Here is a 13,058-nt window from a genome sequence, read left to right on the forward strand (position 1 = left end):
GAATATAGAGTTTACATATAAATTAAACCTAAGAACAAAGTATAAAGAGCGCAGTTGTTCTGTTGGCTTGTTCACAAGAAGTTAACAAGCTACATTGGTCTATTTCGGTTATTTGGCGTATTTTAGAAGGATACTTAACGTAGGTTAAGCGAGGAGGTGAAAAAACAGCTGTATTTTTACCTTTAAATAAAAATAAACGTATAAAATCAGATCGATTATGTCAAATGTAGATTTAGTTATTGAAGAACGTGCGGCGAGTATTGGTAATTTTTTAGTGGGCCGATTACTGCCCTTTCGCCAAAAGAGAACAGTGGGGCCTTTTGCCTTTATTGATCACATGGGACCAGTAGCAGTCAAAGATCACGATAATTTAGATGTTGACCCCCATCCTCATATTGGTTTATCCACGTTAACCTACCTCTTTGAAGGGTCTATTATGCACCGAGATAGCTTGGGAAGTCATGTAGAGATTACTCCAGGAGCGGTGAATTGGATGACTGCAGGACGCGGGGTAGTACACTCCGAACGCATGCCTGTTAATGTACGCCAAGAGAGACCCGATATGGTGATGCACGGTTTGCAAATCTGGATTGCACTCCCCAAAGAATTAGAGGAAATTGAATCTTCGTTTGTGCATATTGAAGCTAAAGATTTGCCTAGTTGGCAAGAAAACGGCGTAGACTATAAGTTAATTGCAGGAAAAGCCTTAGGACATGAATCTCCAGTTCCCGTACACAGTCCTTTATACTATATTGAAATAAAATCCAAAGACGCAGCAAAGATTACTATTGGCGAAGGTCTATTTGGAGAATCAGCTCTTTATATTCTTGAAGGAGAAGTGAAAAGCGGTGAACATAGCTATGGCAATAAAAACATTTTAATTGCCAACGACAGTACCTTGTGTGAGTTTGAAATGGCACCCAATACAACGGTCTATATCTTTGGTGGTGACCCCTTACCAGAAGAGCGATACATTCTTTGGAACTTTGTTTCACATGATGTAGACCGTCTCGAAAAAGCCAAACAAGACTGGATTGATCAAAATTACGAAGCTTTTCCGCTGATTAAAGGGGATGATACCAGTTATGTTCCTTTTCCAGAAGGAATGAAGAATTTTAGAAATAAAACAACCGATTCATCAAAATAAAATTATGGAAGTAAAAGTAACAGCCACCTTAGGTCATATCCTATACCGAACTGAAGTAAGAGCTGGAAATAATACAATCATCAGCGATGAACCGACTGATTTAGGTGGTGGAGATACGGGCTTGAATCCGTTTGAATTATTAGCTTCTTCGTTAGCCACCTGTACAGCAGCTACCTTGCGCATGTATTTAAACATGAAGAAATGGGAGGTAGATGAAATCATCGTACACGTAGAGATGGAGGACGATAAGACTAATAAAGTGGGAGTTTTTAAGCGTGAAATACAGTTCATAGGAGGTCATTTAGATGAAGATCAAAAGAAGCGTCTATTGACCATCTCAGAAAAGTGCCCCGTACACCGTATTATTACAGGTAATGTAACTATTGAAACAACCCTAAATAACTAAACTGATGGAGATAAAACACGAACAAACCCCAACGAAAGGTACTTTTACTGCATGGATTGACGGAAAAAAAGCAGGAGAAATGACTTATAGCGTTGCAGGAACATCGATGATTATTGTTGATGCTACCCATGTCGATGAAGCATTCAAAGGGCAAGGAGTAGGTGGAAAGCTGTTGCAGGAGGGAGTTATTCCGTTTGCAAGAGAGAAAAAAGTCAAAGTAATGCCCTTGTGTCCATTTGCGAAAGCGATGTTTGACAGGCATCCAGAACTGGCAGATCTACGTGCATAACGAAAAAAGTAGTCGTAATAATTGTTAGAAAAGACTTAGTGGACAAAAAAGGAGATAGAGAATTCCTTTGTCTGCTAAGTTTTTTTACCTTTGTACTAACGTTTAACTGCTAATATCTTTGCGCTATGAAGGAACAAACATCATTCGGATTACTCTCAACATTAGAAGTGCCTTTTGCTATTCAAGCAATGGGAAGTTGTTGGGCTAAAAAAGGACTATTAGTAGCAAATTACGTATATACAGAAGCAGAGGATCCAACGGCTTTTGAATTGGTATACACGTTGATTGACGAGGAAGGAAATAAACGAGAAATTGTAGAGTCAGAAGGTATTTTACCAACGTTGTTTCTAAATCCACTAGCCGCTAACTATGTGGCTGTTGTTGGAGATAAAGACGAAAGCGAGTCACAACAAATCCTACCTGTTTTTAAACGCAATACCGTAGAGCAGTTTAGCTTTGATAAGGATTTAGCTGGACGTTTTGTCGGTTGTACGAAAGCATCCACTATTTTCTATGAAGTAGATATCTGGAAAGAAAGCAAACAAGACGTGATGACGTGTTTATCCTTTAATGAATACGCCATGGTCGGATGCAAACAAATTACGATTCCATTTCCAAAAGGGAACAAAGTATGTGTAGCACATCATGAAATTCATTTAATTACAGAAATAGAATCCGGTTGGTTACACCGCCAAATTAACGAAAGCGGACAAGAAATTCGCAGTCGTGTATTGGATTTTGATTTTCCTTTTGTACACGAAGCATTAAGCCTGTCTTTTGATAAAAAATCGTACCTACTGTGCGAAGAAAATGGAGAAATTGGTTTAGTCGAAATCGATGAAGACGGCAATTGTCTCTATGCTGAACTTTACAATCTAGGCGATGAGTTCTTCGGAACTTGGCATCCTCAACATCTTGATGAGGAAACCAGTGCGGTGCAATTTACTACAGAACACGGCAATGGTTGGTTGGTGGTACGCAACGATAGCTTGGTAGAGTTAGTTTACAACAAAAATAAAAGTGGGTACAAAAACTTGCTATCTCAAGAGGTTCTAAATCTAGATACCAATGATTTGGCTGTTTCTTCCATTAGCCCAATCACAGCAAATAAAATCGGAATTGTGTTCCATCCTCGTAAATCCCGTAAAGAAAAGTATCAACAGGTGTATGTCTTACAACATGAGGTTTAGTATTTAGTTTATGGTTAACGGTAAACGGTTTACGCTTCACAAAAAACCGTTAACTTTTCTGTTTTTTCTGTCAATTCCCCTACTTTTGGAAACTTGAGTTAAAAAAGACAAATACAAACAGATGAGTATAAGTTTAGCTACGTGGAACGTAGATCCAGAGATTTTTAGAATAGGGGATTTTGCGGTTCGCTATTATGGGGTATTATTTGCAATTGGAATGATTTTGAGCTATCAATTCATGAAGCGAATTTTCAATCGAGAGCAGATCGCCATTCATTATTTGGATAAACTCCTGATTTATATTGTGGTTGGAACGGTTGTAGGAGCCCGATTGGGACACTGTTTATTTTATGATTTTGATTATTATTCCCAACACCCTTTAGAAATTGTATTGCCTATTGCCAAAGTAGAGGGCAGTTATCACTTTGTTGGGTTTATGGGCTTGGCGAGTCATGGAGGAGCTATTGGTGTGCTCTTGAGTTTAGCTCTGTTTTGCAAAAGATACAAAACCAATTTGTTGCAACTCTTAGATCGATTGGTCATTGCCATTCCTATCACGGGAGCTTTTATTCGCTTTGGGAATTTTATGAACTCTGAAATCTACGGCAAACCTACAACTTCCATATTTGGGATTATCTTTCTGAGAGATGATGCGATTCCAAGACATCCCACTCAACTCTATGAAGCCTTTGCTTATTTAACCGTTACGATTATTTTGTATGTCTTATATCAAAATAAGTACAGCGGATATAAGGGATTGCTGTTTGGACTTTTCTTAATTTTTATGTTTACCGCTCGTTTTATTTTAGAATATTTCAAGGAAAATCAAGTGGCTTTCGAAAATCAGATGGTACTAAATATGGGACAAATCTTAAGTATCCCTTTTATGGTGTTCGGATTAATTCTCGTAGTCTGGAGCTTGCGTAAACCCAAAGATACCTCGAATTTGCATATTGTAGATCCTAAAAGAATGCAATCACAAACCGTAGAAAATGAAGGAGGAACTGCAGAGGAGACTGAAACGGATAACAATCAAGGAACGGTGGAATAACAATCAAGTTCCTAATACCTATACAAATTAAACCTTTTAACCCTTTCGTTAAAAGGTTTTTTTGTTTACTGAACTTAATGTAGATTAAGGGAGATATTGAAGGGGAAGTTGTACTTTTATATTGTACTAAAAAAGAAGAAGTTATGGAAATAGGAATCAGTATGTTTGGAGATTTGCGTTTGGATAAACAAACGAATACCTATCAAGCTCCACAACAACGTTTAGGCGAATTAATAGAAGAAATTAAATTGATGGATGAGGTAGGATTGGATGTATTTGGAATAGGAGAACACCATCGCCCAGATTATGCCGTTTCATCACCAGATATTATTTTGGCAGCTGCTGCGAGTGTAACGAAAAACATCAAATTGACCAGTGCAGTAACCGTTTTGAGCTCGAATGATTCCGTTCGCGTCTATCAATCGTTTTCTACCATTGATTTACTGTCCAAAGGAAGAGCGGAGATTACCGTAGGACGCGGTAGTTTTATTGAGTCTTTTCCGCTGTTTGGGTATAATTTAGAGGACTACAATGAATTGTTTACCGAGAAATTAAATCTGTTATTGAATATCAATGCCAGTGAAGAACCGTTGACTTGGACAGGAAAGCACAGAGCATCCTTACAAGCACAGCAGGTATTTCCCAGAGCCGAGAGACCCTTGGATGTATGGATTGCTGCAGGAGGTACGCCTGAGTCGGTCTTACGAGCGGCAAAACTGGGTTTACCTTTGGTGTTTGCCATTATTGGAGGCATGCCAGAGCAATACCAACCCTTCTTTGATTATTATAAAAAAGAGTACTTGGCAGCAGGACATGATCCAAAAGCCATGCAAATAGCTACCCATTCCCATGGTTTACTAGGAGCAGACGGCAGTCAATTATCCAAAGCCTACTTTGAGCTCTATAAGGATCAGATGGATCGCATTGGAGCTTCTAGAGGGTGGCAACCCTATACCTATGAGCAATATGAAGGAGGAAGAAGCAGAGAGGGAGCCTTGTTCATTGGAGATGCCAATCAAGTGATTGATAAAATTCTGTATCACCAAGAAATGTTTGGATTAACCCGTTGGTTGATGCACATGGATTTAGGGGCACCGGATCATCAAACGATGATGAAATCCATTGAATTGTTGGGTACAAAAGTAGCCCCAGCGGTAAAAAAAGCACTGAAACAGTAAAAAGAGACTCAGAAGAAGAAAAATACTAGCGTAAATAGTTAAATTTGTTTTTTATAGATTATTTGGTTCGAAGAGGTTGTAATCCAACCTCTTTTTCCATTTTAAACACATAGAAGTATGATATATATATATCGAAACAGAACGCTTACTACTCCGACAGTATAAACAGACAGATGAAACTGACTTTATTCGCCTGTTTCAGGACGCTGAAGTGATGCGCTATTTTCTAGAAACGAAGACAACAGCAGAGGCAGAAGCTGTAAACTGTAAACGGTCAACCGTGAACAGGATAAAAAACAAAAGAGCGCTTGTAGCGCTCTTTTGTTTTTTATCCTTATGCTTTCGTTTTAGAAATTTCTTTGACTAAGATATAGCGAACGGAGGGAGCATCGGCTGGTGGATTTGGAACATCCTCTCTGCGTACTTCCAACTTGTAGTTATACCCTTCTTCATATTCAAATCCTTGAATCGAAGAGTAGAACAACGTCCATTCACCATCCTCTGTTTCTCTTACTTGTAGACATTTCATTGATCCAACACCTGTACAATCCACTTTTTTAGGACCTACATACATGGTTACAATGTCTTGGGCTTCTTTTGTTTCAGGAGTATCGGTTTGATTCATTGTTTCTTCAACACTTACTTCTTCAACCGTTGCTTCTTTTGTGTCTTTCTTCTCTTGACAACTTACAAAAGCAAACATCCCTACTAAACTAGCAATTAAAAATCTTTTTTTCATAGTATTTAAATTTTAAATGTAAAAATACGCATTTTTATTCGTATAAATATGATTTAATTGTTAAAAATGAAGGGGAGCGGTGGTGGGGTTGGTGAGGTTGGGGGTGGTTGGGTGAGGGGTGCATGGTTTGTTAAACCACAGTTTTTATAAGATAATTACTCTTACTAACGATGGTTTTATCAAAAGCCAAAGAACAAACAGCGAAGAACAAAAAAAAACAGCAATTAGTGTTTATTTTTCCAAGGATTTAACGCCCTGTATAGAGAATCAATTAAAGTATTTAACCTACTAAAATGTTAGTTTTATTACTTATATTTGCGTTTATTTTAAAACTAAAACCGTATTAAAATCTAGATAATGAGTTTAGACGAAAAATTTCATGACGATATGGGAGATAACCACATTGCTTCAAGCGATGCGACTCCATTAAGAAGTGATGCGTTTGATCGCACAGATGAAGAAAAGATTGAATTGATTAAAAAGGACGTTGAGAATATTTTAAATACCTTAGGGTTAGATTTGACTGATGATAGCTTAAAAGGGACGCCGAATCGCGTAGCTAAGATGTTTGTCAAGGAAATCTTTGGTGGGTTGAATCCAGCTAAAAAACCAAGTTCTTCTACGTTTGATAATAAATACAAGTACAACGAAATGTTGGTAGAAAAAAACATCGTAGTTTATTCTACTTGTGAGCACCACTTACTACCTATCGTTGGCCGTGCACACGTGGCTTATATTTCAAATGGTACGGTTGTTGGTTTGTCTAAAATGAACCGTATTGTTGATTTTTATGCAAAAAGACCACAAGTACAAGAGCGTTTGACCATTCAGATTGTCAATGAATTAAAGCGCGTATTGAACACGGAAGATGTGGCGTGTGTGATGGATGCAAAACACTTATGTGTTAATTCACGCGGAATCAAAGACATCGAAAGTAGTACAGTAACGGCTGAATTCGGAGGACGCTTTAAAGAAGAAAGCGTAAGAAAAGAATTCTTAGATTATATTAAATTAGATACACAATTCTAATTTACCTTTTTTAATACACTAGAACTATGGCATTATATCAAGAGCAACAAGTAAAAGTTTACAACTCCCTTTCAGGAGAAAAAGAAGTTTTCGTACCCATTCACCAAGGAAAAGTAGGGATGTATGTTTGTGGACCTACGGTTTACAACTATGTGCATTTAGGAAACTGTCGAACTTTTATTTCTTTTGACTTGGTATTCCGCTATTTGAAACACTTGGGGTATCAAGTGCGCTATGTGCGTAATATTACCGATGTGGGACATATTGTTGATGATGCGGATGAAGGAGAGGATAAGATTGCCAAACGCGCGCGTATGGAGCAAATCGAACCGATGGAAATTGTACAAAAATACACGGTGAATTTCCACAATATCCTGAAGCAATTCAACAACTTGCCACCGAGTATTGAACCAACGGCTACAGGGCATATCATTGAGCAAATTGCCATTATTCAAGGCATTATTGACAATGGATTTGCCTATGAAGTAAACGGATCGGTATACTTTGATGTAGAAAAGTACAACAAAGACCATCACTATGGAATCTTAAGCGGACGCAAGATTGAAGATTTATTGTCGAATACGAGAGATTTAGACGGTCAATCAGACAAGCGCAATCCGTTGGATTTTGCCCTTTGGAAAAATGCAGAGCCTCAGCATATTATGCGTTGGCCTTCGCCATGGGGAGATGGATTCCCAGGATGGCATTTGGAATGTACGGCTATGAGTACGAAATACTTGGGTAACCACTTTGATATTCACGGGGGAGGAATGGATTTGAAATTCCCTCACCACGAATGTGAAATAGCGCAAAATGAAGCATGTACAGGGAATACACCTGTAAACTTCTGGATGCACGCGAATATGTTGACACTAAACGGCAAGAAAATGGCCAAATCAACCGGAAATAACATTTTACCCAATGAGTTGTTCTCTGGGGATAATGCTCTTTTGAGTAAAGCGTTTTCTCCAGCTGTGGTTCGCTTCTTTATGTTACAAGCCCATTATCGTAGCGTATTGGATTTTTCTGATGAGGCGATTTTAGCTTCTGAACGTGGATTCAACCGCTTGATGGAAGCAATCAAAAACAGCAGTGAATTGCCTGTTTCTGCCCAATCAACTGTTGATATTCAAGGGTGGAGACAACAGTGCTACGACGCAATGAATGACGATTTCAACAGTCCGATTTTAATCTCTCATTTGTTTGAAGGGGTGCGTTTAGTCAACGTAATTAAAGAAGGAAAAGAGCAAATTAACGCGGAAGATTTGATGTTGTTTACGTCTTTACTACATGCCTTTGTATTTGATGTATTGGGACTAGAGTCGACCAATACCTTGGCAGCTAATAACGATAAGTTAGAAGGCGTGGTAAGCATGTTAATCCAAATGCGAAATGAAGCCAGAGCGAATAAAGATTTTGCGATGTCAGATCACATTCGAGATGAACTAGCGAAGTTAGATATTCAATTAAAAGACGGCAAAGAAGGAACTTCCTTCTCTTTATAATATACAAAAAGCTATAGGAGTTCTCTTATAGCTTTTTTTTAGCTCTACAGCCTATGTTGCGAAAAATACTCATTGCACCTTTTATTTTATTGGTGCGCTTTTATCAAGGGGGCATTTCTCCCTTTTTTCCACCGACTTGTCGCTATACACCGACCTGTTCACACTATACGATTGAGGCGCTGAAAAAGCATGGCTTATTCAAAGGTGGTTGGTTGGCCATCAAGCGAATTGGCAGTTGTGGTCCCTGGGGCGGAAAAGGGTATGACCCCGTACCTTAGTGTATTTTCTCCCTTGATTGTTAAATAATTTTTCTATTTTTACGTATTGACAACGGCAGTACGCCTCAGTATTAATATAACAAATTCAAAAGAGTATGATTTGGAATCCTTCAGAAGGTTTTGATTTAGGTTTTATGCAATTGCGTTACTACAGCTTGATGTTCGTAGTGGCTTTTGGTTTAGGTTGGTTCGTAATGAAAAAAATATACGACCGCGAAGGATTAAGTGTAGATAAATTGGATAAGCTATTCATTTATACGGTATTGGCGACGTTAATTGGTGCGCGTTTGGGACACGTATTCTTCTACGATTGGGATTACTTTAAAGATCATTTACTCGAGATTATTTTACCTGTTCGCTTTTCACCAAAATTCGAAATCGTTGGATTTAGCGGTTTAGCGAGTCACGGTGCGGCGATTGGGATTATCCTAACGATGTATTTCTACAGCAAAAACGTGATTCAGAAGCCTATTCTGTGGATTTTAGACCGCGTGGTGATTCCTGTTACCTTAGGAGGAATTTTCGTTCGTTTAGGGAACTTCTTTAATTCAGAAATCGTTGGACACGAAACAACAAATGCGATGGGAATTCGCTTTATTCGCGATACCTATAGCCCTCGTCAAGCAATGGAAATTACGGGATTGAATAATCACAATGCAGCTTATGAGGCGATTCAAAATAACCCTCAATTTGCAGAAGTGTTAGCAGCGGTTCTACCGAAGCATCCTACGCAATTGTATGAAGCTTTTGGCTATGTGATTGTGTTCTTAATTCTGTATTTCATGTATTGGAAAACAGACGTTCGCAAATATGGAGGGTATATCTTCGGGGTATTCTTGGTGTTGCTGTGGATGGTGCGTTTTATCGTGGAATTCGTGAAAGAGAGCCAAGGTGGATTTGAATCTACGTTGGGATTACTATCAACCGGACAATGGTTGAGTATTCCGTTCATTATTGCAGGAGTGTACTTATGGGCAACAGCAAAAAAGAGAATTTATGCGTAATCAATGGCGCAAATCGATAGCAACTAGCATTTCTTCAAAAGAAATGCTAGTTTTTTTTATACCTAATTGTTTTGTTCTAAAAGACTTAGGTAAGTCACCCTAAAAAAGAGTAAAAAATAGTACTTGGATTGTTTGTCAAAGTCAGTAAATGCGCTATATTTGCACTCGCAATACAGAAGTAAAGCAGACTACTGGAGAAATGGCAGAGTGGTCGATTGCGGCAGTCTTGAAAACTGTTGACTGTAACAGGTCCGGGGGTTCGAATCCCTCTTTCTCCGCGAAGAAAACCGATAACACTCGTTATCGGTTTTTTTATTTCCAAAAAGTACCCAAAGCTCGCTTTGTGGGTACCTTTTGGAAATAAAAAAAGCACAAGACCGAATGCAATGAGGTATTGGTTTTTCTTTGTGTCTATATCCCCCTGTCTGGGATATCTAATCCCTTTATTTAGAGATGGGAAATGGGTAAAATTATCTAAACAAAAAAGTACAAAACCTATGATTCATAATGAATTATAGGTTTTTTATTTTTTAGGGGTATCGCATTTTGTTCAAAAGTGCACCTAAAAAGGTTATAGATTCGGTGCACAAAAAAACATTCAAGCGATGCGCACCTTTCAACACCGATCGCGCGGATTTGTAATCCGTGCGCTAAATTGTAAAAGAAAAGGTTGTTGTAAATACCTAATTACTATTTCAGATTGGTATGTAATTATTCAGATTTAAATAATAATCTTGAGGCTGTATTTAAAGGATAGATATAGATACAGATTGCATTCATAGCTTTAGCTAAATTGAACGAAGTTAAACCTGATTGTGTGGACTTGTAGCCTGTGTGTATAAATAAAGGCACGGATTACAAATCCGCGCCATCGAGTATTGAATTTACCTGAAAATAAAGATCTTTTAAATCTAATTAATATACCAGAGGATTATGAAGTAACAATTAATGTTGCTTTGGGATATCCTGTAGAAAACCCTACGGCACCTATTCGTTATGCGGATAAAATGAAAATTATCAAGTAGTTTTTGGTAATTGATCTTTAGAAATTTCTATTCAATTATAATGTTGAATAGTTTGATTACCTTTGTATACTAAAATTTACAAGGTTTTTATTAGCTACACCATTAATAATGAATAAGAGAGTGTTTAAAGATAAAGTATATACAGAATTGTCAAAGGTTGCGAAGGCAATGTCTAATCCCATTCGATTAGAGATTATTGATTTAGTGGCACAAGGACCATTCACAGTTGAGCAGATTGCCAATTATATAGGGCAGTCAATTGCAAATACTTCACAACATTTACAGCATTTAAAAAACGCTAGATTAGTACAAATGAGTAAGAAGGGCAACTATGTAAACTATTCTCTTAGTAGTGAGAATGTATATCATACCTGGATTTCTTTGAGAGAATTAGGAATTAATTCCAATGCAGAAGTAGAAAAAGTCATACAAGACTTTCGCCATGGACAAAGTGCAGATTTGCGAGCAATTGATGCAGAGACATTAAAAGGATTGATTGACAAGGATGAAGTTATTTTACTTGATGTAAGATCGGAAGAAGAATATGAGAGAGGTCATATCTATAAAGCTTTATCAAAACCTATTGATCAATTACCTGATTCATTACACGATTTATCTACTAAAAAAAGGGTAGTAGCCTATTGTAGAGGCCCATTTTGTGTTTATGCAGATGAGGCTGTCGCACTGCTTCAAAAAAATGGATATCAGGCCGTGAGATTAGAGGATGGATATCCTGAATGGGCATTAAAGGGATTACCGATCGATTCCTTATAAAAACATATTAATAACAAAATATAAAGCGTTTCATGAAAAAATGAAACGCTTTTTTATTTAAGTGAGTAGCAATCAATAGTGTGTGTAATTGACGGCCTATCTATTCAATAAATCTATTGAATAGTTGGGTAAAGTATGTATATTTGTATCCAAGTATAGAAAGTATGGAAAATATAAAGTTAGGTTTAAAAGAAAACTGGAAACAATTTACCTTATTGGTTCTAGTGAATATGATGGTTGGGGGAATGGTTGGATTAGAGCGAACTGTAGTTCCTTTAGTAGGAACAGATGAGTTCCACATTCAATCGGATGTTGTTGTTTTTTCTTTTATCATCGCCTTTGGAGTAGTAAAAGCATGTACTAATTTAATTTCTGGGGTTTTAGCAGATAAGTATACACGAAAAAAGGTATTGATTTGGGGGTGGTTCATCGGTTTACCCGTTCCGTTTTTATTAGCCTATGGTCCCTCATGGAATTGGATTTTATTTGCTAATATTTTATTGGGGGTTAGCCAAGGATTGGCTTGGTCTATGACAGTCAATATGAAAATTGACCTTGTGGGAAGTAAAAGTAGAGGGTTGGCGATGGGACTTAATGAGGCTGCAGGATATGGGGCAGTAGGGTTCACCGCTTTGGTAACTGGCTTTATTGCCTCTCGTTATGGGTTACGCCCAGAACCCTTTTATTTAGGAATAGCTTATACTATTATAGGGTTGTTACTTTCCATTTTTGTTGTTAGAGATACTCGAAAATATGCTCAATTAGAAGCTTCATTAATAAAACAAACCAATTCAGGTGAAGAATCACACCAGCCTAATTTGTGGTGGGTTTTTAAGGAAACATCCTTTAAAAATAAAAATCTATTTTCAATTTCTCAGGCTGGGCTAATCAACAATTTGAATGATGGAATGTCTTGGGGCGTGTTTCCTCTACTTTTTATGTCAATGGGAGTAGGATTGGAAGGAGTTGGGTGGATTAAGGCCGTTTATCCTGTTGTATGGGGGGTGGGGCAAATTGCAACAGGTCCTTTAACTGATAAGTGGGGAAGAAAACCGCTCATTGTTTGGGGAATGTTTGTTCAAGTACTAGGGCATATCGTTATTGGTTTAGAACTATTTGATCCTTTGACAGCAGGTTTGATCGGCTCTATATTATTAGGTATTGGTACAGCCATGGTTTACCCTGCTTTATTAGCAGCAGTGAGTGATGCTGCACATCCAACTTGGAGAGCTTCTTCTCTAGGGGTTTATCGATTTTGGCGTGATATGGGATATGCAGTAGGAGCATTAATGGCTGGAATTGTTGGAAACTATTTTGGCTTGATATGGGCCGTTCATCTTGCGGGAATTATCACGCTACTATCTGGTATCGTAGTTTGGATTAGGATGAAGGAGACTTTGAAGAAATAGGAATAATCAGAATGGTACATAGGATTTAATGCGA

Annotated in this window: 13 protein-coding genes and 1 tRNA gene; 13 read left to right on the top strand and 1 reads right to left on the bottom strand. The window is 37.9% G+C overall.

All coding sequences use genetic code 11. The features are described 5' to 3' along the window. Positions 1–217: 217 nt before the first annotated feature. The 6 genes from ACLJX0_RS00790 (at position 218) to ACLJX0_RS00815 (ending at position 5,261) form a co-directional block, all read left to right on the top strand. The gene (locus tag ACLJX0_RS00790) at positions 218–1,147 is read left to right on the top strand and encodes a pirin family protein (protein WP_410877720.1); all 930 of its coding nucleotides are present in this window, start codon (positions 218–220) and stop codon (positions 1,145–1,147) included. Positions 1,148–1,151: 4 nt separating this feature from the next. Continuing rightward, on the top strand, positions 1,152–1,553 hold the full coding sequence (locus ACLJX0_RS00795; RefSeq protein WP_410877722.1) for an OsmC family protein: 402 nt from the start codon (positions 1,152–1,154) through the stop codon (positions 1,551–1,553). A gap of 4 nt (positions 1,554–1,557) precedes the next feature. After that, the gene (locus tag ACLJX0_RS00800) at positions 1,558–1,842 is read left to right on the top strand and encodes a GNAT family N-acetyltransferase (protein WP_410877723.1); all 285 of its coding nucleotides are present in this window, start codon (positions 1,558–1,560) and stop codon (positions 1,840–1,842) included. A gap of 125 nt (positions 1,843–1,967) precedes the next feature. Continuing rightward, a complete protein-coding gene (locus ACLJX0_RS00805; RefSeq protein ID WP_410877724.1) occupies positions 1,968–3,032 on the top strand; it encodes a hypothetical protein in 1,065 nt (354 codons plus the stop codon). Between the two features lie 121 nt (positions 3,033–3,153). Next, positions 3,154–4,083, top strand: a complete 930-nt coding sequence (gene lgt / locus ACLJX0_RS00810) for a prolipoprotein diacylglyceryl transferase (RefSeq protein WP_410877726.1) — start codon at positions 3,154–3,156, stop codon at positions 4,081–4,083. 143 nt (positions 4,084–4,226) lie between these two features. After that, positions 4,227–5,261: an LLM class flavin-dependent oxidoreductase gene (locus ACLJX0_RS00815; protein ID WP_410877727.1), complete on the top strand. Its 1,035-nt coding sequence runs from the start codon at positions 4,227–4,229 to the stop codon at positions 5,259–5,261. 334 nt (positions 5,262–5,595) lie between these two features. Here the strand turns inward: ACLJX0_RS00815 and ACLJX0_RS00820 are convergent, their stop codons facing one another. After that, positions 5,596–6,000, bottom strand: a complete 405-nt coding sequence (locus ACLJX0_RS00820; protein ID WP_410877729.1) for a DUF4377 domain-containing protein — start codon at positions 5,998–6,000, stop codon at positions 5,596–5,598. Between the two features lie 357 nt (positions 6,001–6,357). On the opposite strand from ACLJX0_RS00820, the gene folE reads away from it, so the two are divergent. The 7 genes from folE (at position 6,358) to ACLJX0_RS00855 (ending at position 13,024) form a co-directional block, all read left to right on the top strand. Next, positions 6,358–7,029: a GTP cyclohydrolase I FolE gene (gene folE, locus ACLJX0_RS00825; RefSeq protein WP_002985547.1), complete on the top strand. Its 672-nt coding sequence runs from the start codon at positions 6,358–6,360 to the stop codon at positions 7,027–7,029. 26 nt (positions 7,030–7,055) lie between these two features. Further along, a complete protein-coding gene (cysS, locus tag ACLJX0_RS00830) occupies positions 7,056–8,534 on the top strand; it encodes a cysteine--tRNA ligase (protein ID WP_410877731.1) in 1,479 nt (492 codons plus the stop codon). Positions 8,535–8,587: 53 nt separating this feature from the next. Then, entirely contained in the window at positions 8,588–8,812 is a 225-nt protein-coding gene (yidD, locus tag ACLJX0_RS00835; RefSeq protein WP_410877732.1) for a membrane protein insertion efficiency factor YidD, read from the top strand. A 95-nt stretch (positions 8,813–8,907) separates the two neighbouring features. Further along, a complete protein-coding gene (lgt, locus tag ACLJX0_RS00840; protein WP_410877733.1) occupies positions 8,908–9,816 on the top strand; it encodes a prolipoprotein diacylglyceryl transferase in 909 nt (302 codons plus the stop codon). Positions 9,817–10,009: 193 nt separating this feature from the next. Beyond that, positions 10,010–10,094, top strand: a tRNA-Ser gene (locus ACLJX0_RS00845). 855 nt (positions 10,095–10,949) lie between these two features. Next, on the top strand, positions 10,950–11,615 hold the full coding sequence (locus tag ACLJX0_RS00850; RefSeq protein WP_410877734.1) for an ArsR/SmtB family transcription factor: 666 nt from the start codon (positions 10,950–10,952) through the stop codon (positions 11,613–11,615). A gap of 164 nt (positions 11,616–11,779) precedes the next feature. Then, positions 11,780–13,024 carry an MFS transporter gene (locus ACLJX0_RS00855; protein WP_410877736.1) on the top strand — a complete coding sequence of 415 codons (1,245 nt, stop codon included), beginning with the start codon at positions 11,780–11,782 and terminating at the stop codon, positions 13,022–13,024. The last annotated feature ends 34 nt before the right edge of the window (positions 13,025–13,058 follow it).

Source organism: Myroides sp. DW712, assembly GCF_046557355.1.
Classification (GTDB): domain Bacteria; phylum Bacteroidota; class Bacteroidia; order Flavobacteriales; family Flavobacteriaceae; genus Flavobacterium.